Below are 25,861 nucleotides of genomic sequence, written 5' to 3' on the forward strand. Positions count from 1 at the left end.
GGCGAACCGCGCGCGGGCCCAGCTGCTCAGCCGCTGACCCGGTGCAGGTCGCTGTCGCGCGGCTGGGTCAGACATTCCGGTTGCAGGATGGCCCGCAGTTCGGTTGCGGTGAGCAGCCCACGGTCCAGGACCAGCGAGGCGATGTCCGCATCGGTGGCGAGGGCTTCGGCCGCCACCTGCGTCGCTGCTTCGTAGCCGATGTAGGGGTTCAGAGCGGTCACCAGACCGATCGACCGTTCGACGGTGGCGCGCATGCGCTCGGCATTGGCCGTGATCCCGACGACGCATCGGACCCGCAATGTGTCGCAGGCGGCCGTCAGGTGGGACAGCGATTCGAACAGGCTGTGCGCGATGATCGGTTCGAAGGCGTTGAGCTGTAACTGCCCGGCTTCGGCGGCCATGCTGATCGCGACGTCGTTGCCGATCACCTCGAACGCGACCTGGTTGACCATCTCGGGGATCACCGGGTTGACCTTGCCGGGCATGATGCTCGAACCCGCTTGTACGGCAGGAAGATTGATCTCGCCGAATCCCGCCCGCGGGCCCGAGGACAGCAACCGCAAATCGTTGCAGATCTTCGACAGTTTCACCGCGGTGCGTTTGAGCACACCGGAGAGCTGCACGAAGGACCCCACGTCCTGGGTGGCTTCGACGAGGTTGGCCGCGGTGACCAGCGGCAATCCGGTGATGGCGCGCAACTCCGCGCAGACGGCGGCGGCATATCCGCGGTGGGAGTTGATGCCCGTGCCGATGGCGGTGCCGCCGAGGTTGATCTCGGCGATCAGTTCGGCCGCCTCACGCAACCGGTCGGCGTCCTCGCCGACCATGACGGCGTAGCTGCCGAATTCCTGACCCAGGGTCATCGGCACCGCATCCTGGAGCTGGGTGCGACCCATCTTCAGGTGAGCCTTGAACTCGACTGCTTTGTCCGCGAACGCCGAGACCAGCTCGGACAGCGCGGCATGCAGCCGACGGACCGCGAACTGCAGGGCGACCTTGAGTGCCGTCGGGTAGACGTCGTTGGTGCTCTGCCCGAGGTTGACGTGCTCGAGCGGATGCAGATGGGGGTAGTCGCCGCGCGCCCGGCCGAGCAGTTCGAGGGCCCGGTTGGCGATCACCTCGTTGGCGTTCATGTTCGTCGACGTCCCGGCACCGCCCTGGATGACGTCGACGACGAACTGGTCGTGCAGCCGGCCGTCCCGGATCTCCTCGCAGGCGGTGACGATCGCCTCGGCGCGTTCGGCGCCCAGCAGACCGAATCCGCGGTTGGCCCGCGCCGCGCCCATCTTGACGCAGGCGAGGGCGACGACGAGTTCGGGGTACCGGGAGATCGGGACACCGCTGATCGGGAAGTTGTCCAGGGCGCGTGCGGTGTGCACGCCGTAGTAGGCGTCGCGCGGCACCGGGTACTCGCCCAGCAGATCGTGTTCCACCCGCACAGCTGTCGACGTCACGAGAGTCGTCCCGCTGCGTCGACGAGGTGCGCCCGTGTCGCGGCGTCCGACGCCGCGTCGAGGAGCGTGAGCGCCAGGGCGAGCGCCCCGTCCACGGCGGCTCGATCAGCGGCCGGTGTGACGGCCGCGGCGGCGAATTCAGGCTGGTGATTGACCGCGGGCAGCGAGTCGATTCCGATGTAGGGGTGGATCGCCGGAATGCGTTGGGACACATTGCCCATGTCGGTGGACGCCCGGTTCATCAGGGAGTCCGCGCCCGTGCTGAACCGCCGGCCCAGCTGCTCGGCCCGGCGCACGTAGGTGGCGAGAAGACCGTCATCGGTGCGGAATTCGGCGTACGGCTTGCTCTCCGGTGTCACCGTCACGGTGCATCCGGTGGCCAGCGCCCCGGCCTCGAAGCATCGGATCACGCGCTGTTCGACACCGGCCAGTTCGGCCAGCGTGCCCGCGCGCACATACCATCGGCCCTCCGTGCGCTGCGGAATCGCGTTGGGCGCTTCGCCGCCGTTGGTCATCACGCCGTGCACCCGGACGCTGTGCGGAAGCTGTTGGCGCATCAGCCCGATGGCCACCTGCGCGATGGTGAAGGCGTCGGCGGCGTTGACACCGCGATCCGGATAGGCCGCCGCATGCGCGGCCTTACCGTCGAATCGGATGTGGCTGTGCGACACCGCATACGGTTCGGCGCGGGCCACGTCCACCGGCCCGGGGTGAACCATGGCCGCCGCGTGCACACCGTCGAACCCGCCGCGTTCGAGCAACTCGATCTTGCCGCCGCCGCCTTCTTCGGCGGGTGTCCCGATGACCGACAGCGTGATCCCGAGATCGTCGACGTAGGGTGCCAGCGCCATCGCCGCCCCCGTGGAGATGGCGGCGATGATGTTGTGGCCGCACGCATGTCCGAGCCCCGGCAGAGCGTCGTACTCGGCGCATACGGCCAGGTGCAGGGGCCCGCTACCGCGTCGGGCGGCGAAGGCGGTGGCCAGTCCGGCGAAGTGGTCCTCGACGGTGAAGCCCGCGTCGGCCAGATCGGCCGCGACCCGGGCGCAGGACCGCACCTCCTCCCAGGCGATCTCGGGGTGGGCGTGCAGATCGTGGGACAGCGCCAGAATGGTGTCGGTGGTCTGCGCGGCGGTGGCGCTGACGGCGTCGCCGAGTCCGGTGCTCACAGATCCCCCGGGACCCCGTAGGAGGGGGCCGCGGTCGGGTCGAGTCCGCGGATGCGGTAATCCGCCTTCTGCGGCTCCCACACCTCCCACAGTCGTTGCAACTCGCCGATCGGGTCGTCGTGCCAGTCGACGCGCAGGTCGGTCACGGGCCAGGGCACGTCTTCGGTCACCTGTAGCCCCGCGGAGTGCACCGGACCGGCTTCACCGCCTGCCGCGATCGCGGCGACGAGTCCGTCGAGTAGTCGCCGCTCGAGGGTCGGCGCCTGCGACCGGCGGTAGCCGTCGTGCAGGGCTGACACCACGCCCTGGTCGCGCAGCATGTTGCCGGCGGCGGCGGCATTCTCGGCCACGACCTGGTGATGGACACCGAGTGCGCTGGCACCGGTGTGCACAGCCGCCCGCCCGGTGCGGTCGACGACGATGAGCTGACGGTGTTCGGGGTGGGGATCGGCCGACACCGCGGCGTCGAGTGCGCCGTGTGCATCGGCGCCACCGCTCAGCGCGTCGAGCGCGACGGCGCCCAGGCCGGGATTGGTGACGTTCTGGCTGGCCACCGCGCCGGTACGGGCGCGTAGGTGCACACAGCGCGAGGCGACCGCCGGGCTGGAGGAGGTGATGATCATGCCGAATGCGTCGCCGTCGCGGACGACCAGGGACAGCGTCACGACGCGGGCTCGCTGATCACGGCGGTCGCGTCGATCTCGACCAGCCATTCCGGGCGGGCCAACGCATCGACGACGAGTCCGGTGGACACCGGGTGGACGCCTTTGAGCCAGCGGCCCATCACCCGGTACACCGGCTCGCGGTAGCGGATGTCCACCAGGTACACGGTGACCTTGACGATGTCGCGCAGTCCACTGCCGGCTTCCTCGAGCAGCATGGCGATGTTGGCCATCGCCTTCTCCGCCTGCGCTGCGACGTCGCCCACGCCCACCGATTCCCGGGTGTCCAGATCCTGGCCGATCTGACCGCGCAGGTAGACGACCCCGCCGGCCACGACGGCCTGGCACAGGTCGTTGTCGAGGTCCTGCTCGGGATAGGTGTCCCTGGTGTTGAACGGCCGGATCCGCCGGTGGGTCGTCGTCGGCGGCATTACGTCACTCATCTGGTGTGGCGTCCTTTCTCAGATCAGGGTGGGTGAGCTCGGGCGTCCGATAGGCGAGATAGCTGCGCTGGATCGCGATCTGGTCGGCGATGAATTTCGCGTCGTGCCAGACCCCCCAGATGAAGCTCGATCCGCGGCGGGACTGCCACGGCAGACCGAGGAAGTAGATGCCGGGTTCGGTGCAGACGCCTCGCTGATGGCGGGGCCGTCCGGCCTCGTCGAAGGCGTCGACCTGCAACCAGCGATAGTCGAAGGAGAAGCCGACGGCCCAGATGATCGAGGTGATGCCCGTTGCGGCGAGGTCGATTTCATCGAGGGGGTCGGTCATACACGCAGGGTCGGGACCGATGAGGCGAGCCTCGGGCTCCTCGGGCAGGTCCAGTCCGTTGCGGGCGACGTAGGCGTCCGCCTCGTCGAGCATGGACAGATAGTTGGCATCGCCGTTCTCGACATTGGTCCGCAGGTCGTCGGCCACATGCAGCACGCCGTCGTCGAAGCGGGTCGCCCGGCCGAGCAGGACGATTCCCCGCCCGGCGAGCTCGCGGAAGTCCACCGTGTGCCCGCCGCGCGCACCGCTGACGGCGATCGTGACGTGCTCGGCGCCGCGCGGTGGTGCCGCGGCGTCCCACTTGCCCAGCACACCGAGCCACCAGCAGAAGTCGCGTCCGCGGTAGCGGCGTGGGGGACGGTCATGCGGTCCGACCGCGAGGTACACCTGACGGCCCGACCGCTGCAACTCGTCGGCGATCTGCACTCCGGAGGATCCGGCGCCGACGACCAGCACGGCGCCCGCGGGAAGCTGCTGCGGGTTGCGGTAGGCGCTGGAATGGATCTGGTGGATGCCCGCACTGTCGGGCACCAGCTCGGGCACGACCGGCTTCTGGAATGCACCCGTCGCCGCGACGACGAAGCGGGCGCGCAGCTCACCGGCGGAGGTCTGTACACGAAATCCGCTGCGCCCGTCGACCTTCTGCACCGAGTGCACCTCGACTCCGGTGTGGATCGGAGCGTCGATCTTCTGCGCGTAGGAGACCAGATAGTCGGCGACCTCCTCCTTGCCGGCGAAGCCGTCGGGGTCGGTGTCGAAGTCCAGGCCCGGAAACCGGTCGTGCCAGGCGGGGCCGTTGGCGACCAGGGAGTCCCACCGCCAGGAGCGCCACCGTTCGGCGATGCGGTCACGTTCGACGACCACATGGGGCACGCCGTGTGCGCTAAGATGCTCGCTCATGGCGATGCCGGCCTGACCGGCCCCCACGACGAGTACCTCGGTGTCCTCGATCGGCACGTCGGCCTCCCTGGGCTGTTCTGACGGGGTGTGTGCGACCACGCACCCATCGTGCTGCCGGGGCACAGCATCTGTACAACTCATTCATCAGATGTGTGGCATCGAAATAACCGGTCTAGTGACGTCAGGGCGCGTCAGCCGGGATGCCGCCGCCGAACAGATCGCGGCACAGCTCGGCGACCACGCTGGCGCGCCGGGTGGGACGGGCGGCCACGGCGGTGAAGAGCACGACGGTGATCACGGGTGGATGTCCGCCGAGCGGCACCGCCGCCACCGGGTGACCGTCGAGCGCCATCGGAACGGCGGCTCGCAGGTTGAGCACCGTATAGGCCAGGCCGCGTCCGACCAGGGCACGGCAGGTCTCCACGGTGGTGGACCGGAATCGAATCTGCGGCGCCACGTCGGCGGCGGCGAACACCCGCTGGAAGTAGTCGCGGCTGTGCGGGAGGTCCAGCAGGGCCATCGGTTCGCCGGCCAGCTCCGTGAGGTCGACCTGATCGCGCGACGCCAGCCGGTGCGACCCGGCGACCAGCGCGTACGGCGGCAGCGTGAACAGCGGCCAGCGGGCGAGCTTGACGTCGTCGACCAGGTCGTAACCGATACCGAGTTCGAACGTGCCGTCGGCGACACCCTCGGCCAGATCGGCGAGATCCACCTCCGTGGTCTCCAGGTGCAGCTTCGGGAGCCGTTCGGCCGCCGACGAGAGCAGTTCCGGGAGCAGATAGGGCGCGGCGACGGCATAGCAACCGATGGAGAGGGTGCCGCTCAGCGAGGTGCCCAGGCCCTGGGCCACCGCGCGCAGGTCCGACGCCGAGGCAAGCAACTGACGACTGGCGACCAGCAGCTCCCGTCCGGCCGGGGTCAGGGTGACGCCGCGCGCATGGTGACGCACCAGCAGCTGCACCGAAAGCGCGTTCTCCAGGTCGGCCAGCGCAGCCGACATCGCCGACTGCGATACGTGGACGGCCGCAGCGGCTCTGGTCACGCTGCCGGTCTCGGCCACCGCCACGAAATACGTGAGCTGCCGCAACGTGTAATCGGACAACCCGCACCTCCGTGGACGGCGACACCGTTCGGCGGACTGTATCAACAAAACCGATCTCAAAGTTCGGAAAGATCCGCTGTACAGGATCGTGCAACGAAGCGCACTGTTGACCACATCACAGGTCGGCCCCTCGGGCCCCGGCCGCGGGTGAACAAGTGAGGGAGCAGATATGACCGAACCAGCGGCCCCGGAATCCCTGGTGGACCAGAAGAGCATCCGTAAGAGCATCGCCGCGGGATCGGTGGGCGTCTTCGTGCACTGGTTCGACTGGGCCATCTACGCCTATCTGGCCTCCACCCTGTCGCTGGTCTTCTTCCCCGAGCAGGACAAGACCGCCGCCCTGCTCGCGGTGTTCGGGGTGTTCGCCATCTCGTTCGGCGTGCGACCGCTCGGGGCGCTGCTCTTCGGGGCGCTGGGTGACCGCTTCGGTCGTAAGAAGACGCTGACCCTGGTCATCCTCGCGATGGCGGCGTCGACACTGCTGCTCGGCCTGCTGCCGTCCTACGCCAGTATCGGCATCTGGGCACCGATCCTGCTGATCTTCGCCCGCGTCATCCAGGGCCTCGCCGCCGGCGGCGAATTCGGCAGCGCCGCAGCATTTCTGGCCGAGTACTCACCGACCAAGCGCCGAGGGTTCGGAGTCAGCTTCCTGGAGGTCGGTTCCCTGCTGGGGTTCCTGGGCGCGTCGTTGGCGGTGTTCGTCCTGAACTCGGTGCTCGACGAGGCGGCCATCACCTCCTGGGGCTGGCGCATCCCGTTTCTGCTGACCGCGCCGCTGGGTCTGATCGGCTTCTACATCCGCAGCAAGATCGAGGACACCCCTGAGTTCCGGGAACTGACCGAGCTCGACGCCGTCCCGCAGAGCCCGGTCAAGGAGTCCTTCACCCGCAACTGGAAGCAGATGCTGCAGATGAGCGGCGTCGAGATCATGATGAACGTGACGTTCTACATCGTGCTGGTCTACCTGCTGACCTACCAGGAGATCGAGCTGGGCATGACCGCCCAGAACGCCGCACTGTTCTCCACCGCCGCGTCGGTCGCCGCGCTGATCACCGTGCCGATGTTCGGGGCACTGTCCGATCGCGTCGGCCGTAAGCCCCCGCTGATCGTGGCGTCGCTGTTGTTGATCGTGCTGTCCTACCCGCTGTTCCTGGTGATGCATTCCGGCGCGGACTGGGCCGGGTTGGTCAGCACCGTCGGGCTGGGCCTGATCCTGGCGATCGTGCTGGGGGTGCATGCGGTCACCGTCGCCGAGCTGTTTCCCACCCGGACCCGGCAGACCAGTCTGTCGATCGTCTACGCCGTCACGGCGGCGATCTTCGCGGGCACCGTGCCCTACCTGTTGACGTGGCTGATCGCCAAGACCGGCAACCAGATGATGCCGGCGTTCTACCTCATCCTGATGGGCGTGCTGGGTCTGGTGACGATGCTGACGATCCGGGAGAGCCGCGGTATCGATCTGCTGCGCGACGACATCGCCCTGGCCGAGAAGACCCGCACCGCATCCACATCGGCGCCGGCCCAGCCGTCGGGGGTCTAGGCGGTCGCGACCGCCACCCGCCGTGCGCCGCGGATCAGTTCGCCCCACACGGTGAACACCTCGGCGTCGTCGGCCGACGCCGAACCTCCGGCGAGCGCGACCAGTCCGGAGGCCACCCGGCCGATGCCCAACCCGGTCGCCCGTACGACCGAGACCAGCTCGTCGAAGGCCTGGCGCTCCGAGCACCCGCGCAGACCCACCAGGATGCCGATCGCGATATCGATGACGCGGCGCGATGTCGCGTCGGTGCGGTGCTCCATGCTGTCCCCTAACTCTGGCAAGACCATGCTGCGCGTCGATGCCGACGGCGACAAGACTTTAAATACACCGTGATGCTGAAAACGCGCTGAATCTCCGATTACATCGGCGCGTTGGCGGGGACGAACACCCCCGAGCTGTCGGCTTCCTCCTCGGCCCGGATCACGTGGACCACCGCGTTGATCAACGCCAGATGGGTGAACGCCTGCGGGAAGTTGCCCAGATGGCGGCCGGTGCGCGGCTCGATCTCCTCGGCGTAGAGGTGCAGCGAACTTGCGAACGAGAGCAGTCGTTCGCACAGATGCTTGGCCCGGCTCACCTCACCGATCTCGACCAGCGCCGACACCAGCCAGAACGAACAGATGGTGAACGTGCCTTCCTCGCCGGACAGCCCGTCGTCGGTCTCCTCGGTGCGATACCGCAGGACCAGGCCGTCCTCGGTGAGCTCGTCGGCGATCGCCAGGACCGTCGCGCGGACCCGGGGATCGTCCGGCGGCAGGAAGCGCACCAGCGGCACCAACAGCAGCGACGCGTCGAGCGCGTCGTCGCCGTAGCGCTGGGTGAACACCCCGCGTGAGTCGACGCCGTTGGCGATGATGTCGGCCTTGATCTCCTCGGCGATGGCCCGCCACTGCTGGGCGTAGCTCTTCTCGCCTTCCAGTTCGGCGAGTTTGGAGCCGCGGTCGAGCGCCACCCAGCACATCACCTTCGAGGAGGTGAAGTGCTGCGGTTCGCCCCGCACCTCCCAGATCCCGCGATCCGGTTCGCGCCAATGCTTGATCGCCTCTTCGACCTGGTTCTTCAGCACCGGCCAGAGCGCTTCGGGGATCTGCTCGCGCGATTTGGTGTGCAGATACACCGAGTCGAGCATCGTGCCCCAGATGTCGTGCTGCATCTGGTTGAACGCACCGTTGCCGATGCGCACCGGCCGCGCGCCGTCGTAGCCGGAAAGGTGGTGCAGCTCGGCCTCTTCGAGGCTGCGCTCCCCGCCGACGCCGTACATGACCTGCAGTGGGTGACGCTCGCCGTTGTTGGCTCCGGACACATCGGCGATGAACGCGAAGAAGTCGTCGGCCTCCCGGTCCAGTCCGAGGGTGTAGAGACCCCACAGCGCGAATGTCGAATCGCGCACCCACGCGTAGCGGTAGTCCCAGTTTCGTTCGCCCTGCGGCGTTTCCGGCAACGAGGTGGTGCTGGCCGCCAGCAGCGCGCCGGTCGGGGAGTAGGTGAGACCCTTGAGCGTCAACGCGCTGCGCTGCAGATAGGCCCGCCAGGGGTGGTCCGGAAAATCGCCGACGTTGATCCACTGTCGCCAGGCTTCGCTGGTCTGCCACATCTTGTCGGCGGCCTCTTCGTAATTCTGCGGCGCGGGGTGCCCCGACCAGCTCAGCGCGACGAAGATGTTGTCACCCTCTTTGAGGCGGGTGCGCGCCCGCGCTTCGCGGCCCTCCAGGCCGATCCGCAGATTGGTGGTCAGCCGCAACGTGGGGTGGCTGTCGGGGTCGCGGTTGGCGCGGGCGATCGCCTCCCCGTAGGCCGGCCCGGAGTACTCCCATTCGGCGCTGACGCGGTGGTAGTCGAACGCCGGCTCACAGTTCATCACCACCTCGACGGTGCCGCTGACACACCGCACCGTCCGCAGCAGGATGTGCTCGGCGTCCCAGTCCATCGGCGTGCGGCGGTGCGTGCGGGAGCGTCGCTCCAGGTCATGCCAGGGGCCCATGACCAGCGCGTCGCGCACGATCAACCAGCCGGTGTGCGTCTGCCAGGTGGTCTCGAGGATCAGGCTGCCGGGCAGATAGCGGCGGGCGGCGGGAACGGTGACGCCGTAGGGGCCGAGCCGGAAATGCCCGGCACCGCGGTCCAGGATGGCGCCGAACACGCTGGGGGAGTCCGGCCGGGGCACGCACAGCCATTCCACCGACCCCGCCGACGAGATCAGACAGGTGTTCTCGCAGTCGGAGAGGAACCCGTAGTCGGCGATGGGCGGAAAGGGGTTGCGCAGCGTCGGGGCGTACGGCACCGGTGAGGTCAGCGTCAGCGGCGTCTCGGGTTCGTCGCGGAGCAGGGTGGGCGGTGCGGCGCCGGTCTCGGAGTCCGACGACCCGGTGTCTTGCAGAACCATGCGCACATCATCGACTGCCGACCGGCCCGGCGTCCACAGATCGGGTGTGGGGACAGGCGGCGGGCCGATCCCGGCGACTCGGTGACGGATCGTTGTCAGCGGCGGGCGAAGCCCGGGATGTGTTGGGGAAACGGTCCGATCGCCACCGCGGCGCCGAGCAGGGTGCGCAACGCCGGGGTGCGATTGACCAGCCGAACCGGCGCGGGCGCACCGTGGGCATCCGACTCGTCGCCGACCGCGGCGGCGATGACCCGGGCGTGCATCATCCGCTGCGCGGCCTGCACGAGCACGGTGGGCAGCCAGCGGCGGGCCTGCACCCTGGCCAGGCTGCGGGTGCTCAGCCGGTGCTCCCGCAGGGGGGCGGCGAGAACCGCGGCCGCGGCCACCGCATCGGCCACCGCGAGGTTGATGCCGACACCGCCCACCGGCGACATCGCATGGGCGGCGTCGCCGATGAGCAACAGGCCGTCGGTGTACCAGCGGCGCAGCCGGTTGAGCTGGACGTCCAGCAACTTGACGTCGTCGAAGGAGGTCAGCTCCTCGATGCGGTCGGCCAGGAACGGGACCAGATCGACGACCCGGCGGCGCAGGCTGTCGATGCCCTCGGCCCGCAGTGCCGCATCGCTGCCCTTGGGGATGATGTAGGCCATCTGGAAATAGTCGCCGCGGTCGATCGCGATACAGGCATGCCCGCGCGAGAGCATGCCGGCCAGCCCGTGCGGATCGGCGGCGGACCGGGGTAGCCGGAACCACCAGATGTCCATCGGCGCACCGAAGCTCGTCGGTGTCATCCCCAGCGATTCGCGCAGCGTCGATCCGCGTCCGTCGCAGGCCACGGTGAGCGCGGCGCGCAGCGTGCGGGTCGCGCCGGCGGGGTCGCGGTACCGCACGCCGGCGACGCGGCGGCCGTCCCGGATCGGTCCGAGCACCTCGGTGCTGCGCAGCAGCGTGAACGTCGGCTCCCGCTCGGCGGCGGAGGCCAGCAACTCCAGGAAGTCCCACTGCGGCACCAGCGCGATGTGCTTGTGCGGACCCGGGATTCGGCGCAGGTCGATTCCGACCGGGGTGCCCTGGATCTCCATGGTGATCGTGTCGATCAACCGGTGGGGCACCTGGGCGAACGCCGGTCCCAGACCCAGCTCGTCGAGCATGCGCAACGTGCTGGCGTGCACGGTGTCCCCGCGGAAGTCGCGCAGGAAGTCCGCGTGCTTCTCCATGACGGTGACCCGTACGCCGGCCCGCGCCAGTAGCAGTCCGAGCATCATGCCGGCCGGCCCGCCGCCGGCCACGATGCAATCGGTGTCCTCGTTCCCAGTAGGCACGGGTCGATCTTTGCATCGCCTAGGCTGACGTGGTGGGCGCATTCCTGAGTTGGTGGGACGGCGTCGAGCTGTGGCTGACCGGTCTGGGCTTCGTCGCGCAGACCGCGGTGGTGATGCCGGTGGTCCTGGTACTGGCCTACGCGGCGGCGGTGCTGCTCGACGGGATCCTCGGCCGTGGCATCAAGGTGCTGCGCCGCGCCCGCCACGACGACGGCGGGGAACCGCTGTGACGGGTATGCCCCGGTCCCGGGTGACGCTCATCCTGGTCGCTCTGGTGCTGCTGGTCATCGTCATGTGGCTGGTCACCCGCTGATCACTTCGGGTGAGGCGGGTCGGTCGGCTCTGTTATTGTTCGCGCCATGTATGCAGCGTCCGGCGACGAGTGCCACATCCTGGCGCTCATCGCCGTAGGTGATTGCGCTGTTGCCGACGTCGACTGTTGTCGCTGAACCCTGCCCGTGAGCGGTGTGGGATCGGTGGCGGCTGTCGTGCTGTCGTGACCTGAGATCTTCTCCCTTGCCGCATCGATGGGTGCTCGTCCTCCCCTCCACAGCCGCAAGGAAAGGCCACACATGCCCCAGTTCCGCAGGTCGCCGTTCTCGTTGTCCCCGTTCGCCAACCGGTGGCGTACCGCGGCTGCGCTCGGCCTCACCGCAACCGTGCTGGCCGCGTGCGGTGGCGGCGCCAGTGACGTTCCGGGCGGGGACGGCGCCTCGAATGCCGAGACCACGCTGACCCTGGTCGCCTACGCCGTGCCCGAGCCGGGCTGGAGCAAGATCATCCCCGCCTTCGCCGCGACCGAGGACGGCAGGGGCACGGCGGTCACCACGTCCTACGGCGCATCGGGTGACCAGTCCCGCGCCGTGCAGGACGGTAAACCGGCCGACATCGTGAACTTCTCCGTGGAACCCGACATCACCCGTCTGGTCAAGGCCGGAAAGGTGGCCGAGGACTGGAACGCCGACGCCACCAGAGGCGTCCCGTTCGGATCGGTGGTATCGCTGGTGGTCCGCAAAGGCAACCCCAAGAACATCAGGGATTGGGACGACCTGCTGGCGCCCGGGCTGGAGGTCGTCACGCCGAGCCCACTGAGTTCCGGCTCGGCCAAGTGGAACCTGCTCGCTCCCTACGCCGCGAAGAGCAATGGCGGCCAGAACCCGCAAGCCGGTCTGGACTTCGTCGACCAGCTGGTCAGCGACCACGTGAAGACCCGCCCGAGCTCGGGGCGCGAAGCCACCGACGTGTTCCTGCAGGGCACCGGTGACGTCTTGATCAGCTATGAGAACGAGGCGATCAACGTCGAGCGGCAGGGCAAGCCCGTCGAACACGTGAACCCGCCGCAGACCTTCAAGATCGAGAATCCGGTCGCGGTGGTGACCAGTTCGGCGCATGCGGACAAGGCGACCGCGCTGAAGAATTTCCTGTACACGCCCGAAGCCCAGAAGCTGTGGGCCGAGGCGGGCTTCCGGCCGGTCGACCCGGGGGTGGCCGAGGACTTCGCCGACGACTTCCCGACGCCGGAGCGGCTGTGGACCATCGCTGATCTCGGTGGCTGGAACGCGATCGATCCCGCGCTGTTCGACAAGGACAATGGCAGCATCACCAAGATCTACAAGCAGGCGACTGGATGACGGCAGCCCTGACGCCGGACACCGCCCCGAGCCCGCTGCGTCCCGGCCGGTACGGAACCACGTCGCTGCGGATCGGCGCCGCCTCGATCTGGCTGAGTGTCATCGTCCTGCTGCCGCTCGCCGCCATCGTGTGGCAATCCGCCGGCGGAGGCTGGCGGGCGTTCGCCGATGCGGTCAGCTCGCCGGCGGCGCTGTCGTCGTTCCGGGTGACCCTGACGATTTCGGTGGCCGTGACGCTGATCAACCTGGTCTTCGGTCTGATCGTCGCCTGGGTGCTGACCCGCGACGACTTCCCCGGCAAACGCCTCGTCGATTCGGTCATCGACCTGCCGTTCGCGTTGCCCACCATCGTCGCGAGCCTGGTCATGCTGGCGCTGTACGGCCCCGCGAGCCCGGTCGGTCTGCACCTGCAGCACACGAAGTGGGGCGTCGGCGTCGCGTTGCTGTTCGTGACGCTGCCGTTTGTGGTGCGGTCGGTGCAGCCGGTGTTGCTCGAACTCGACCACGAGACCGAGGAGGCGGCCGCCTCGCTGGGCGCCAACAACCTGACGATCTTCACCCGGGTGGTCCTTCCGGCGCTGCTGCCGTCGCTGTTGTCGGGCGCGGGCCTGGCGTTCTCCCGGGCGATCGGTGAATTCGGTTCGGTCGTACTGATCGGCGGCGCGGTGCCCGGCCAGACCGAGGTGTCCTCCCAGTGGATCCGCACGCTGATCGAGAACGACGACCGCACCGGCGCCGCGGCCATCTCCATCGTGCTGTTGGTGATCTCCTTCGTGGTGCTGTTCATCCTGCGGGCCATCGGCGCCCGGGCGGCCAAGCGCGAGGAGCTCTCGGGATGATCCTGTCGCCGGTGGTCAAGCACCTGCTGCGCTACCTCGCGCTGGCCTACATCGTCGTGCTCGTCATCGTGCCGGTCGGACTGATCCTGTTCCGCACCTTCTCCCCGGGCATCGGCGCGTTCGTCGAATCCGTCAGCACGCCGGCGGCGATCTCGGCGCTGCAACTGTCTCTGCTCGTGGTCGCCATCGTGGTGCCGCTGAACGTGCTGTTCGGGGTGCCGACCGCACTGGTGTTGGCGCGCAACAAATTCCGAGGCAAAACGATCCTGCAGGCGGTGATCGACCTGCCGTTCGCGGTGTCGCCGGTGGTGGTCGGCGTCGCGTTGATCCTGCTGTGGGGTTCGGCGGGACTGTTCGGCTTCGTCGACAGCGGGCTGGGGTGGCGGATCATCTTCGGATTCCCCGGCATCGTACTCGCCAGCGTCTTCGTCACCGTGCCGTTCGTGATCCGGGAGGTCGAACCGGTGCTGCACGAGATCGGCACCGACCAGGAGGAGGCCGCCGCGACGCTGGGCTCGACCTGGTGGCAGACCTTCTGGAAGGTGACCCTGCCGTCGATCCGGTGGGGGCTGACGTACGGCGTGGTGCTGACGATCGCGCGGACGCTCGGTGAGTTCGGCGCGGTGATCATGGTGTCGTCGAATCTGCCCGGCACCTCCCAGACGCTGACTCTGCTGGTCGCCGACCGTTACAACCGCGGCGCCGAATACGGCGCCTACACGATCGCGACGCTGCTGATGGGTGTCGCGGTGATCGTCCTCATCGTCCAGGTGCTGCTGGACGCCCGACGGGCACGCCAGAGCAAGTGAGCATGGAGGGGAATTGAGATGACCGCCCAGACCGGCACCGCGATCGTCGTACGAGGTGCCAACAAGCGTTACGGCGACTTCGCCGCACTGGACAACATCGACTTCGAGGTGCCGTCGGGTTCGCTCACCGCGTTGCTCGGGCCCAGCGGATCGGGGAAGTCGACGCTGTTGCGTGCGATCGCCGGTCTCGACCTGCCCGACACCGGCACCATCACCATCAACGGCCGCGACGTGACGAAGGTGCCGCCGCAGCGCCGTGGCATCGGCTTCGTGTTCCAGCACTATGCGGCGTTCAAGCACCTCACCGTCCGCGACAACGTGGCGTTCGGGCTGCGAATCCGTCGACGCCCCAAGGCGGAGATCAAACAGAAGGTGGACAACCTGCTCGAGGTGGTGGGTCTGGCCGGCTTCCAGAACCGCTATCCGAATCAACTCTCCGGCGGCCAGCGGCAGCGGATGGCGCTGGCGCGCGCGCTGGCCGTGGACCCGCAGGTACTGCTGCTCGACGAACCGTTCGGCGCGCTCGACGCCAAGGTGCGCGAGGATCTGCGCGCGTGGCTGCGCCGCCTGCATGACGAAGTCCACGTCACCACGGTGCTCGTCACCCATGACCAGGCCGAGGCGCTCGACGTCGCCGACCGCATCGCGGTGCTCAACAAGGGCCGTATCGAACAGGTCGGATCACCCACCGAGGTGTATGACACCCCGGCCACCGCCTTCGTGATGTCGTTCCTCGGCGCGGTGTCATCGCTGAACGGAACCCTGGTGCGGCCGCACGACATCCGCGTCGGCCGCAACCCGGACATGGCGATCGCACAAGCCGACGGCAGCGTGTCCTCGGCGGGGGTCACCCGGGCCACCATCGACCGGATCGTGATGCTGGGTTTCGAGGTGCGCATCGAGCTGACCAGTGCGGCCACCCACGCGCCGTTCACCGCCCAGATCACCCGCGGCGACGCCGAGGCGCTCGGGCTCAAGGAAGGCGACACCGTCTACGTGCGCGCCACCCGGGTACCGGCGATTCCCGGGGACACCCAAGCGCCCGCGGCCGACGAGGCCGACGAGTTCACCACGGCCTGAGCAGGTCTCAAGCGGCGGCGTGCGCCTGGCTGACCTCGTCGTAGCGGTCCAACACGGTTGCCGCCACCAGGTTGTGCGACCCCAGCGGCTCGGCCATCCGGATATTCTGTGCCGCAGCCCATTTCGCCACCCGGTCGGTGATCCGGCCATGGGCGAGGAACCACGGCGAGATCACGATGCGGGTGGCGCCCTGCGCGCGAAGCTGCGCCGCCGCCTCGTCGAGGTCGGCGTGTGGGCCCGTCGCGAAAGCCACCTGCGCGCCGGCCCAGCGGGTGCCGCGCGACAGCGCCGACGCGACCGTTGCGGTCTGTGCATTGGCCGTGGCATCCGAGGACCCCACCGCCACCACCAGCACTGCCACCGCGGTGTCGTGGGGGGAGACGCCGGACTGAACGAGACGCTGATGCGCGACGGCCACCAGCGCCGGATCCTCGCCGAGCACGGCCGCCCGGTGCGCGGGACGACCCGAGGCGGCGATCACCGCCGGCATGTCGACGCGGGCGTGGTACGCGTCGGCCAGCAGGAACGGGACGACGACGGCGTCTCGGGTCTGAGCGAGCACGTCACCCAGCGCTGGTCGGGTCTGCTCGAGGAAGGCAGGCCGCACGTCGAGCCAGGGCCGCAGCCGCCGGATCCGCCCGGCCACCGCGTGGGTGACCGCCGCCGACCGCGGATCGGCGCTGCCGTGGGCGGTGAGGATGAGCGTCAAGAGACGTGCAGCCCGCATTCGACCTTGCCGGTGCCCGCCCACCGGCCGCTGCGCGGATCGGAGCCCGGTACGGGCTTCGCGGTGCAGGGCAGGCAGCCGATCGACGGGTAACCGTCGTCGACGAGCGGATTGACCAGGACGCCATGGCGGTCGACGTAGTCCTGCATGTCCTGGTCCGACCAGGCGGCCAACGGATTGATCTTCACCAGGCCGAACGCCTTGTCCCAGCTGATCAACGGCGCGTTGGCCCGCGTCGGCGCCTCGACGCGGCGGATGCCGGTGACCCACGCCGAGTATCCACGCAGCGCCTTGGACAGCGGTTCGACCTTGCGCATCCGGCAGCATTCGTTGGGTTGGCGGGCGAACAGGTTTTCGCCGAACATTGCGTCCTGCTCGGCAACGGTCCGCTCCGGCTCGACGTTGACGACGTTCACGTCGTACACCGATTGCACGGCGTCACGGGTGCCGATCGTCTCGGCGAAGTGGTAGCCGGTGTCGAGGAACAGCACATCGACACCCGGGCGCACCTCGGCGGCCATGTGGACCAGCACGGCGTCCTGCATGTTCGACGCGACGATGTAGTTGCCGGCGAAATTCTCGTCGGTCCAGCGCAGCAGATCGTCGGCGCTGGCGTGCGGGCCGAGTTCGGCGGCCCCGCGCTCGGCGAGTTCCTGCAGGGCGATCTCAGTCATCGTGTCGGTCGTCTCGGTCATCTCTGTTACCTCAAATCCGCGTCGTCGGCGCGAAGCGCCCACGTAGCGAAACGCTCGTCCTGCTCTCGTTGTTTCACGAAATTGCGAACGACCCGCTCGATGTAGTCGCCGAGCTCGGTGGCCAGCACCTTGTGCTGGCGCAATTTGCGGCCAAAACCGCTGTCCAGCCCGAGGCTGCCGCCCAGGTGCACCTGGAAGCCCTCTTCGGGACCGTCACCCTCGTCGACCATCTGGCCCTTGAAACCGATGTCGGCGACCTGGATACGGGCGCACGAATTCGGGCAGCCGTTGATGTTGATGGTGATCGGGACGTCGAGCTGGGCGTTGATGTCTGCGAGTCGCTTCTCCAGTTCGGGCACCAGCACCTGGGAGCGGCTGCGGGTCTCGGCGAAGCTGAGCTTGCAGAATTCGATTCCGGTGCAGGCCATCAGGTTCCGCCGCCAGTGCGACGGCGTCGAGGGCAGGCCCAGGGCGTCCAACCCGGCGCGCAACTCGTCGAGCTTCTCGTCGGGCACGTCGAGCACGATCAGCTTCTGATAGGGCGTGAACCGGATCCGGTCCGAGCCCGCGGCTTCGGCCAGATCGGCGACCTTGGTCAGGATCGTTCCCGACACCCGGCCCGCGATCGGCGCGACCCCGACGGCGTTGAGCCCGTTCTTGAGTTTCTGCACTCCCACGTGGTCGATCGGCCGGGTGACCGGATCGGGTGCCGGCCCGTCGATCAGCGGGCGCTTGAGATATTCGTTCTCGAGGACTTCCCGGAATTTGCCGATGCCCCAGTCCTTGATCAGGAACTTCAGCCTGGCCTTGGACCGCAGCCGCCGGTAGCCGTAGTCACGGAAGACGCTGACCACGCCCTCCCAGACGTCGGGCACCTCGTCGAGTGGCACCCAGGCGCCGACCCGCTGACCCAGCATCGGATTGGTGGACAGACCGCCGCCGACCCACAGATCGAAGCCGGGCCCGTGCTCGGGATGGACAACGCCGATGAACGCCACGTCGTTGACCTCGTGCACCACGTCCTGCAGACCCGAGATCGCGGTCTTGAACTTGCGGGGGAGGTTCGAATACTCCGGCTTGCCGATGTAGCGCTTGACGATCTCGTTGACCGCCGGCGTGCCGTCGATGACCTCGTCGAGCGATTCACCGGCCAACGGCGAACCCAGCACGACGCGGGGGCAGTCGCCGCACGCCTCGGTGGTCTGCAGGCCGACCTCGTCGAGCCGCCGCCAGATCTCCGGCATGTTCTTGACGTCGATCCAGTGGTACTGGACGTTCTGCCGATCGGAGATGTCGGCGGTGTCCCTGGCGAACTCCGTGGAGATGGCCCCCAGGGTGCGCACCGCCGCGGCGGTCAACGCGCCGCCGTCGCTGCGCACCCGCAGCATGAAGTACTCGTCTTCGAGCATGTCGGTGTTCTCGTCACCGGTCCAGGTGCCGTCGAACCCGGGTTTGCGCTGGGTGTAGAGGCCCCACCACCGGAATCGGCCGCGCAGGTCACCTTTGTCGATGCTGTCGAAACCATTGACGGCGTAGATGTTCTCGATGCGCTCGCGCACGTTGAGCGGGTTGTCGTCCTTCTTGGACTGCTCGTTGGCGTTGAGCGGTTCGCGGTAGCCGAGCGCCCATTGGCCCTCGCCACGGGGGCGCTTCACGGGCTTTGCGGGACGAGGCGTGGCCGGAGTCTCGGTCATGGAGGTCTGGCTCCTTCAAGAGCCGGCGTTCGGAGCGCGCTGGATCACCGGGGGCTGGCCGGCGGCGCAGATCCGGCGGCCAGCTGAGATATCGGTGGGCTGGGTCCTAGATCGAACGCGTCAAGGCAGACAACAGCTGGTACACACGCGCTTGAAGTCCACATGCCGCCGGACCACCAGCGCTACGCCGGCGTTCAGGGTGGGGGCAGTGGTCACCCGGCTATTGTGCCACGGTTGGCCGCACATGCCCTAACCCGGCCAGATTTGCGCTCTCGATGAGCAGAAGTCCGCGGCGGCGGCAAGTGGGCGATCGACGAGTTCACCACCGAACACTGGGTGTCGATCCAGCACGAGCCGCGGGGGTACCCGATCTAAGCTCGGCCCATGGGCGTGAAGGCGATCCCCGGCGGAGTCGTGCACGAGCTCCCGGCTGACCTGCGTGCGGCGCTGCTGGGCAACCCCGAGGTGCTGGCGAAGTGGGAGGACATCACCCCGCTGGCCCGCAACGAGTTCATCTGCTGGGTGGAGGACGCCAAACAGCAGAAGACGCGGGAGCGCCGCATCCGCCGCACGCAGGAGGAACTGGAAGAGGGCAAGCGCAGGCCGTGCTGCTGGCCGGGGTGCAAGCACCGCGAGCGCACCGGCCGTTAGCAACCGGTCGCTACAACTGGGAGGATGGACGCGGTGACCGTCCGAACCCTGCCCCAGAGCGCGCCCGCGCTGACCGCCACCGCGGGCCGGCCGTTCGGGATCTACATCCACGTCCCGTTCTGTGCGACGCGCTGCGGCTATTGCGATTTCAACACTTACACGCCGGGCGAACTCGGTGGCGCGAATCCGGATGGCTGGCTGGCCGCGCTGCGGTGCGAGCTGGAGCTGGCCGCCCGAACGCTCGATACGCCACCCGCGGTGGAGACGGTCTTCGTCGGCGGGGGCACACCCTCGCTGCTGGGCGGCGCGGGCCTGCGGGCCGTCCTGGACGGCGTGCGCGACCACTTCACGCTGGCACCGGGCGCAGAGGTCACCACCGAAGCCAACCCCGAGTCGAGTGGGCCCGAATTGTTCGAGGCGCTGCTCGACGCCGGCTACACCCGGGTGTCGCTGGGCATGCAGTCCGTCGCCCGGCACGTGCTCGCGGTGCTCGACCGGGTGCACTCACCGGGTCGGGCGCCGGCCGCGGCGGCGGAGGCGCGCGCCGCCGGATTCGAGCACGTCAACCTGGACCTCATCTACGGAACACCGGGGGAGACCGACGACGATCTGCGCCGTTCGGCCGACTCCGCCCTCGCCGCCGGGGTGGACCACATCTCGGCCTACGCCCTGGTGGTGGAGGACGGCACGGCGCTGGCGCGCCGCGTTCGCCGCGGTGAGGTGGCCGCGCCGGACGACGACGTGCTGGCCGCACGCTACGAGCTGCTCGACGCGCGGCTCGCTGCGGACGGGCTGACCTGGTACGAGGTGTCCAACTGGGCCCGACCGGGCGCCGAGTGCCGGCACAATCTCGGCTACTGGGACGGCGGGGAATGGTGGGGAGCGGGTCCCGGCGCCCACGGCTTCCTCGGCGCCACCCGGTGGTGGAACGTCAAACACCCGAACGCCTACGCCGAAGCACTGGCCGGCGGCGGGTTGCCGATCGCCGATCATGAGGTGCTCGACGGCACCGTCGTCCACGTCGAAGACGTCATGCTGCGCCTGCGGCTGCGCCGCGGCCTGCCGCTGACCCGGTTGGCGCCGGCGGAACGGTCCCGTGTGCCGGGTCTGGTCGGGGACGGTCTGGTCCAGGTGGACGGCGAGCACCTGGTGCTGACCGATGGCGGCCGGCTACTGGCCGACGGAGTGGTCCGCAGCCTGCTGGCGTGACGTCGATCGCAGGGCCCACAGGAAACGTTAAGGTGCTCGCCCCGAACGAACGCTGCTGTGCAACCATGTCCGCATGGTGCGCGGGAACTTAGGCAAGGCTACCCAGACTCCCGAACCCATCGCCATCGTCGGTATCGGCTGCCGGCTCGCCGGCGCCATCAGCACCCCGGCCGACCTGTGGAGCTTTCTGCTCGACGGCGGCAGCGACGTCCGCGAGATTCCCGCCGAGCGGTGGGAGCCCTATCGTCGCCGCGATCCACGCAACGCCGCGGTGCTGCGCGAGACCACGCCGTGGGGCACCTTCCTCGACGACCTCGCCGGCTTCGACGCCGAGTTCTTCGGCGTCTCTCCGCGCGAGGCCGAACTGATGGATCCCCAGCAGCGGTTGGCGCTGGAAGTGTCCTGGGAGGCGCTCGAACATGCCGGGGTCTCGCCGCGGACGCTGGCCGGTAGCGACACCGCCGTGCTCATGGGGGTCAACTCCGACGACTACGGCAAGCTCGTCATGGAGGACCTGCCCGGCATCGAGGCGTGGACCGGTATCGGAACCTCGTTGTGCGGCATCGCCAACCGCGTCTCGCATCTGCTCGATCTGCGCGGGCCCAGCGTCGCGCTCGACGCGGCGTGCGCGGCCTCATTGGTGGCGGTGCATCAGGCCTGTCAGCTGCTGCGCACCGCAGAGACCTCGCTCGCGCTGGCCGGCGGAGTCAGCGCTCTGATCGGCCCGGGTCTGACCCGGGTGCTCGACCGGGCCGGGGCGACCGCGCCCGACGGCCGATGCAAGAGCTTCGACGCCGCGGCCGACGGTTATGGCCGCGGTGAGGGCGCGGCCGTCGTCGTGCTCAAACGACTGCACGATGCGATCCGCGACGGTGACCGGGTGATCGCCGTGGTGCGCGGCGGCGCCGTCGCGCAGGACGGCCGCACGGTCGGCATCATGTCGCCCAACGGCGCCGCCCAGGAGGACCTGTTCCGGCGCACCTGCGAGCTGTCCGCAATTTCGCCGGACACCGTCGATTTCGTCGAGGCGCACGGAACCGGCACGCCGACCGGGGACCCGGTGGAGCTCAACGCGCTGGCCGCGGTCTACGGCGCCGGGCGCGACGACGCCCGGCGGTGCCGCGTGGGCTCGGTCAAACCCAATGTCGGTCATCTCGAGGGCGGCGCGGGCGTGGTGGGCCTGATCAAGGCTGCGATGGCCCTGCAGCACGAGCAGATTCCCCCGACCGCGGGCGTACGTACCCTCACCCCCGCGGTGGACTGGTCGAGCAGCGGTCTGCGGGTCCCGACGAGCGTCGAGCCCTGGCCACGGCGCGGCGACGCACCGCGCCGGGCGGCGGTGTGCAGTTACGGCTACGGCGGCACCATCGCCCACGTGCTGCTCGAGGAGGCGCCGCCCGCCGCGCCGGCGGCCCACGAGGACCGAACCTCCGCGCCGACGGTTGTTCCGGTGTCTGCGCGGTCGCGGTCCCGGCTGCACGCACAGGCGGCCGCCCTGGCCGAACACCTTCGCAGGCAGGAGGTCTCGGTTCCCGACGTGGCGGCGGCACTGTGGACGCGACGCTCGCACGAATCGGTCCGGGCCGCCGTGATCGCCCAGGACCGCGGTGAACTCGCCGCCGGGCTGGACGCGGTGGCCGCCGAGCGCCGCGAGCCCGGCGTGGTCACCGGCGAGGTGCTGGTCGCGGCCGCCGACGGTGCGGTCTGGGTGTTCTCCGGGCACGGTTCGCACTGGCCGGGGATGGGGCGCGAACTCCTGGCGGCCGAACCGGTGTTCGCCGCGGTGATCGATGGCGTCGAACCGGTGTTCGCCGCCGAGCTCGGCTTCTCCGCGCGCGACGCGCTGCGCACCGGACAGCTGGGAGGTACCGACCGGGTGCAGGCGCTGACGTTCGCGATGCAGGTGGGTCTGGCCGCGGTGCTGCGCGAGCGCGGGGTGAGTCCTGCGGCGGTGATCGGCCATTCGGTCGGCGAGGTGGCCGCCGGTGTGGTCTCCGGGGCGTTCGACCTGGCCCATGGCGCCGCGGTCGCGTGCTACCGGGCGCGGGGTTTCCGCGCGGTACAGGGCGACGGCGCGATGGCGTTGGTGGGTCTGGCCTTTGCCGACGCCGAACAGCGGTTGGCCGACCGCACCGATGTGGTGGCCGCGATCAGCTCGTCACCGCAGTCGACCGTCATCTCCGGCACCCCCGCCGCGGTCGCCGCGGTGGCCGGTGAATGGGCCGAGCAAGGCGTGACCGTGCGCCGGGTCAACACCGATGTCGCATTCCACAGCCCGGCGATGGATGCGCTGACCGACGAATTGGCTTGCTCCACAGGGCAATTGGGTCCGTCGCGGCCACCGGCCGTGCCGCTGTACAGTACGGCGTTGAGCGACCCGCGATCGTCGGCCCCCCGCGACTCCGGCTACTGGGTGACCAACCTGCGCGCGCGGGTGCGGTTCGCCGAGGCCGTGACGGCCGCCGCCGAGGACGGCCACCGGCTGTTCCTGGAGGTCTCGGCGCACCCGGTGGTGGCGCACTCGATCTCGGAGACGCTGAGCCATCTGGGGATCGCCGAACACGCCGTGGTGCCGGTCCTGCGCCGCGAGCAGCCGCAACGGCGGGCGATCGCGGCCGCGGTGGGATCGCTGTACTGCCATGGCGCGCCCGTCGACCCCGGTATCGCGCCCGGAACCCGTTGGGCCGACGGGCTGCCCGGCACACCGTGGATGCATCGGCGGCATTGGCGTACACCCGCCACACCGCCGGGCGGGAGCGCCCTCCACGAGACAGACACCCACACCCTGCTCGGCGGACGGCTGGACGTCAGCGGTGCGGTGCCGTCACGGGTGTGGCAGACCCGGCTGGACGTGTCGACCCGGCCCTACCCGGGCGACCACCCGGTCCAGGGCACCGAGATCGTGCCCGCGGCGGTGCTGTTGAACACCTTCTCGGCCGCTGCGGCAGGCGATCTGGTCGACGTCCACCTGCGCACACCCGTTCCGCCCGGCCGCCCCCGCGACATCCAGGTGGTCCTGCAGGACCGGTCGCTGGCGCTGGCCTCGCGGGTGGTCGACGAGGATGACGACGGATCCGGCCACGGACCGGACAGCGGCTGGCTGACCCATTGCACGGCGCTGACCGCAACGGCCGCCGAGACCGGGCCCGACGCGCTCGACGAGGCCGACATCCGGTCGCGCTGCACCGAACCGTTGCCGTCGGACCACGTGGTCGAGACGCTCGCCGGGCTGGGCGTTGCGGCGATGGGTTTCGGCTGGCGGATCCTTCAGCTGCATCGGGGCGACGGTGAACTGTTCGCCCGGGTCGCCGCCGAGCCCGACGGATCCACGCCGACCACATGGGCCGGCCTGCTCGACGCGGCGACCTCGGCCGCCTCCACCGCTTTCGACGGTCCGCCGCGGCTGCGCATGCCCGCCCGCATCGAACGCGTCCACATCAGGGACAAGCCACCCGCGGTCGCGCTGGTGCATGTACGCCGGCGCGCCGGCACCGCCGTCACCGACGTGGTGATCGCCGAAGAGTCCGGTGCGGTGTCGGTCACCCTGACCGGTATGACGTTCGAAGAGCTGGAGAGCGCGGGTGGACGCGACAGCGGCCGCCTGCTGCACCACCTCAGTTGGCATCCGGTGTCCTGGCCCGCCGGCGACGCGCCCGTCGAGGTGGCGCTGGTGGGCGGCGACGAGGTGACCCGGCAGTTCGTGACCCGTGATCTCGACGAGGCGCATGTGCCGCATCGGATGCTCGGCCCGTCCGGTGCCGAGGCGTTCGGCGATCTGGTGCCCGGCGCGGTGGTGCTGGTGCTGCCGCGCGGGGCCGACACCCCGCAGGCGTCGGCCGAATCCGTGCTGGGCATCCTGCAGCGGATGGACGCCGCGCGGAGCAGGGCGCGGCTGTGGGTGCTGACCCGGGGGGTGCACGAGGGCGACAACCTCGGCCACGCGCCGCTGTGGGGTCTGGCGCGGGTCGCCGCGGCCGAACATCCGCAGCTGTGGGGCGGCGTGCTGGATGTGGACGGCGACCGGCTTCCGCCGCGTGCGCTGGGTGTCCTGCACGGGCACGGCGTCGTGGTGGTCCGTGAGGGAGTGGCCTACGCCGCACGTCTGGCCGACGCGGCGCCCGGCGACGCGGCACCGATGCGGTGTTCGCCCGGGGGTACCTATCTGATCACCGGCGGCACCGGTGCGCTCGGACTGCGACTCGCGCAGCGACTCGCCGATCTCGGCGCTCGGCGCCTGGTGCTACTGTCCCGGTCCGGTCTGCCCGAACGCAGTGCCTGGCCCGCCGACGGTAACCGGGAAACCGTCGCGGTGGTGTCGGCGCTCGAAGAACGGGGCGTGTCGGTGCGGATCGCGGCGGTGGACATCGGGGCGCCCGGCGCGGCCGGCGCACTGCGCGGCGTCCTGGCGGATCTCCCGCCGGTGCGCGGGGTGGTCCATGCCGCCGGGGTCGAGGCGGGTGCGCTGCTGATGAGCACCACCCCCGACGATCTCTCCGCCACGATGCGGCCGAAGGTCGACGGCATGCGAACCCTGCACGAGGTGTTCCCGCCGGGACGGCTGGACTGGATGGTGCTGTTCTCCTCGTGCGGCTACCTCGCCGGCTTCCCCGGCCAGGGCGCCTATGCCTGCGGCAACGCCTATCTCGACGCGATGGCCCGGCACCGCCGCGGCCTCGGGGACCGCACCGTGAGCGTGGCCTGGACGGCATGGCGCGGCCTGGGCATGGGGTCGGCGTCGGGATTCGTGCGCGCCCAGCTCGATGCGCTGGGAATGGGGACCATCGGCGTCGAGGAGGCGATGCGGTCGCTGGACGCGGCGCTGCGTGACGACGATCCGAACGTGGTCGTGCTGCCGGTGCTGCCCGCGGCCGCCGCCGTGCCGATGTTCGCCGACGTGGCGCCCCACCAGGCCGGAGTCGGCGACGCCGATGCGCCCGCCGTCGCCGACCGCGGCGACGTGGACCTCCAGGACTGGGCGTCGGCCCAGGTCCTCGCGGCGGTGGCCACCGAACTCGGTTGTGCGCCGGCAGATGTGGACATCCGGCTGCCACTGGTCGAGATCGGCGTCGATTCCATCATGACCGTCGCGCTGCGCCGCGCACTGGAGAAGCAGACCGGGTTGACGCTTCCCCCCACGCTGCTGTGGGAACATCCCACGGCTGCGGCCGTGACCGCGCGCGTCGTCGAACTGCTGAGCGCCGGGGCGGACTCGGCGGCCTGACC

The 25,861-nt window shown here is 69.5% G+C and carries 22 protein-coding genes and 1 pseudogene; 10 read left to right on the forward strand and 13 right to left on the reverse strand.

Annotated elements, in window-relative coordinates; genetic code table 11:
* Positions 1-26 precede the first annotated feature (26 nt).
* The 6 genes from ACN27E_RS01395 to ACN27E_RS01420 form a co-directional block, all read right to left on the reverse strand.
* Positions 27-1,454, reverse strand: coding sequence for an aspartate ammonia-lyase (locus ACN27E_RS01395; protein ID WP_422746251.1), 1,428 nt, complete (start codon positions 1,452-1,454; stop codon positions 27-29).
* Entirely contained in the window at positions 1,451-2,623 is a 1,173-nt protein-coding gene (locus tag ACN27E_RS01400) for a M20 family metallopeptidase (RefSeq protein ID WP_422746252.1), read from the reverse strand. Before ACN27E_RS01400 ends, ACN27E_RS01395 begins: the two co-directional genes overlap by 4 nt.
* Positions 2,620-3,288: a DUF1028 domain-containing protein gene (locus tag ACN27E_RS01405; protein WP_422746253.1), complete on the reverse strand. Its 669-nt coding sequence runs from the start codon at positions 3,286-3,288 to the stop codon at positions 2,620-2,622. Before ACN27E_RS01405 ends, ACN27E_RS01400 begins: the two co-directional genes overlap by 4 nt.
* On the reverse strand, positions 3,285-3,728 hold the full coding sequence (locus tag ACN27E_RS01410; protein WP_422746254.1) for a RidA family protein: 444 nt from the start codon (positions 3,726-3,728) through the stop codon (positions 3,285-3,287). Before ACN27E_RS01410 ends, ACN27E_RS01405 begins: the two co-directional genes overlap by 4 nt.
* Positions 3,721-5,013 carry a flavin-containing monooxygenase gene (locus tag ACN27E_RS01415; protein ID WP_422750167.1) on the reverse strand — a complete coding sequence of 431 codons (1,293 nt, stop codon included), beginning with the start codon at positions 5,011-5,013 and terminating at the stop codon, positions 3,721-3,723. Before ACN27E_RS01415 ends, ACN27E_RS01410 begins: the two co-directional genes overlap by 8 nt.
* A 124-nt stretch (positions 5,014-5,137) precedes the next feature.
* On the reverse strand, positions 5,138-6,058 hold the full coding sequence (locus ACN27E_RS01420) for a LysR family transcriptional regulator (RefSeq protein WP_422746255.1): 921 nt from the start codon (positions 6,056-6,058) through the stop codon (positions 5,138-5,140).
* 169 nt (positions 6,059-6,227) lie between these two features.
* Between ACN27E_RS01420 and ACN27E_RS01425 the strand changes: the two genes are divergently transcribed.
* The gene (locus ACN27E_RS01425; protein WP_422746256.1) at positions 6,228-7,598 is read left to right on the forward strand and encodes an MFS transporter; all 1,371 of its coding nucleotides are present in this window, start codon (positions 6,228-6,230) and stop codon (positions 7,596-7,598) included.
* Here ACN27E_RS01425 and ACN27E_RS01430 read toward each other — a convergent pair.
* From ACN27E_RS01430 to ACN27E_RS01440, 3 genes and pseudogenes are all read right to left on the reverse strand, one after another.
* Complete coding sequence (locus ACN27E_RS01430) at positions 7,595-7,858, reverse strand: ANTAR domain-containing protein (RefSeq protein WP_422746257.1); 264 nt, start codon at positions 7,856-7,858, stop codon at positions 7,595-7,597. The genes ACN27E_RS01425 and ACN27E_RS01430 overlap by 4 nt on opposite strands.
* Before the next feature lie 98 nt (positions 7,859-7,956).
* Positions 7,957-9,885 (reverse strand): annotated as a pseudogene (locus ACN27E_RS01435) (glycoside hydrolase family 15 protein); the annotation flags it as partial.
* A 191-nt stretch (positions 9,886-10,076) separates the two neighbouring features.
* A complete protein-coding gene (locus ACN27E_RS01440; protein WP_422750169.1) occupies positions 10,077-11,246 on the reverse strand; it encodes an FAD-dependent oxidoreductase in 1,170 nt (389 codons plus the stop codon).
* Between the two features lie 89 nt (positions 11,247-11,335).
* Between ACN27E_RS01440 and ACN27E_RS01445 the strand changes: the two genes are divergently transcribed.
* The 6 genes from ACN27E_RS01445 (at position 11,336) to ACN27E_RS01470 (ending at position 15,662) form a co-directional block, all read left to right on the forward strand.
* On the forward strand, positions 11,336-11,533 hold the full coding sequence (locus tag ACN27E_RS01445) for a hypothetical protein (protein ID WP_422746258.1): 198 nt from the start codon (positions 11,336-11,338) through the stop codon (positions 11,531-11,533).
* Positions 11,534-11,662: 129 nt separating this feature from the next.
* Positions 11,663-11,752 carry an Ms4533A family Cys-rich leader peptide gene (locus tag ACN27E_RS01450; protein ID WP_422746259.1) on the forward strand — a complete coding sequence of 30 codons (90 nt, stop codon included), beginning with the start codon at positions 11,663-11,665 and terminating at the stop codon, positions 11,750-11,752.
* A gap of 123 nt (positions 11,753-11,875) precedes the next feature.
* On the forward strand, positions 11,876-12,934 hold the full coding sequence (locus ACN27E_RS01455) for a sulfate ABC transporter substrate-binding protein (RefSeq protein ID WP_422746260.1): 1,059 nt from the start codon (positions 11,876-11,878) through the stop codon (positions 12,932-12,934).
* Positions 12,931-13,773 (forward strand): sulfate ABC transporter permease subunit CysT, encoded by an 843-nt coding sequence (gene cysT, locus ACN27E_RS01460; protein WP_422746261.1) that lies wholly within the window; start codon positions 12,931-12,933, stop codon positions 13,771-13,773. The genes ACN27E_RS01455 and cysT overlap by 4 nt, the downstream gene beginning before the upstream one ends.
* Positions 13,770-14,582 (forward strand): sulfate ABC transporter permease subunit CysW, encoded by an 813-nt coding sequence (gene cysW, locus ACN27E_RS01465; protein WP_422746262.1) that lies wholly within the window; start codon positions 13,770-13,772, stop codon positions 14,580-14,582. Before cysT ends, cysW begins: the two co-directional genes overlap by 4 nt.
* An 18-nt stretch (positions 14,583-14,600) precedes the next feature.
* Positions 14,601-15,662: a sulfate/molybdate ABC transporter ATP-binding protein gene (locus ACN27E_RS01470; protein WP_422746263.1), complete on the forward strand. Its 1,062-nt coding sequence runs from the start codon at positions 14,601-14,603 to the stop codon at positions 15,660-15,662.
* A gap of 7 nt (positions 15,663-15,669) precedes the next feature.
* On the opposite strand, the gene ACN27E_RS01475 is transcribed toward ACN27E_RS01470, so the two are convergent.
* The 4 genes from ACN27E_RS01475 to ACN27E_RS01490 all read right to left on the reverse strand — a co-directional run bounded on the left by ACN27E_RS01475 (position 15,670) and on the right by ACN27E_RS01490 (position 19,024).
* The gene (locus ACN27E_RS01475; RefSeq protein WP_422746264.1) at positions 15,670-16,389 is read right to left on the reverse strand and encodes a sirohydrochlorin chelatase; all 720 of its coding nucleotides are present in this window, start codon (positions 16,387-16,389) and stop codon (positions 15,670-15,672) included.
* Entirely contained in the window at positions 16,368-17,084 is a 717-nt protein-coding gene (locus tag ACN27E_RS01480; RefSeq protein WP_422746265.1) for a phosphoadenylyl-sulfate reductase, read from the reverse strand. The genes ACN27E_RS01475 and ACN27E_RS01480 overlap by 22 nt, the downstream gene beginning before the upstream one ends.
* A gap of 5 nt (positions 17,085-17,089) precedes the next feature.
* Complete coding sequence (locus ACN27E_RS01485; RefSeq protein WP_422746266.1) at positions 17,090-18,778, reverse strand: nitrite/sulfite reductase; 1,689 nt, start codon at positions 18,776-18,778, stop codon at positions 17,090-17,092.
* Between the two features lie 120 nt (positions 18,779-18,898).
* The gene (locus ACN27E_RS01490; RefSeq protein WP_422746267.1) at positions 18,899-19,024 is read right to left on the reverse strand and encodes an Ms4527A family Cys-rich leader peptide; all 126 of its coding nucleotides are present in this window, start codon (positions 19,022-19,024) and stop codon (positions 18,899-18,901) included.
* 138 nt (positions 19,025-19,162) lie between these two features.
* Between ACN27E_RS01490 and ACN27E_RS01495 the strand changes: the two genes are divergently transcribed.
* The 3 genes from ACN27E_RS01495 to ACN27E_RS01505 all read left to right on the forward strand — a co-directional run bounded on the left by ACN27E_RS01495 (position 19,163) and on the right by ACN27E_RS01505 (position 25,859).
* Positions 19,163-19,429 carry a YdeI/OmpD-associated family protein gene (locus ACN27E_RS01495; RefSeq protein WP_422746268.1) on the forward strand — a complete coding sequence of 89 codons (267 nt, stop codon included), beginning with the start codon at positions 19,163-19,165 and terminating at the stop codon, positions 19,427-19,429.
* A gap of 33 nt (positions 19,430-19,462) precedes the next feature.
* Positions 19,463-20,638 carry a radical SAM family heme chaperone HemW gene (hemW, locus tag ACN27E_RS01500; RefSeq protein WP_422746269.1) on the forward strand — a complete coding sequence of 392 codons (1,176 nt, stop codon included), beginning with the start codon at positions 19,463-19,465 and terminating at the stop codon, positions 20,636-20,638.
* 73 nt (positions 20,639-20,711) lie between these two features.
* A complete protein-coding gene (locus ACN27E_RS01505) occupies positions 20,712-25,859 on the forward strand; it encodes a beta-ketoacyl synthase N-terminal-like domain-containing protein (protein ID WP_422746270.1) in 5,148 nt (1,715 codons plus the stop codon).
* Positions 25,860-25,861: the final 2 nt, after the last annotated feature.

The sequence above is a fragment of the Mycobacterium sp. WMMD1722 genome, assembly GCF_049315205.1.
In the GTDB taxonomy this organism is placed as follows: Bacteria; Actinomycetota; Actinomycetes; order Mycobacteriales; family Mycobacteriaceae; genus Mycobacterium.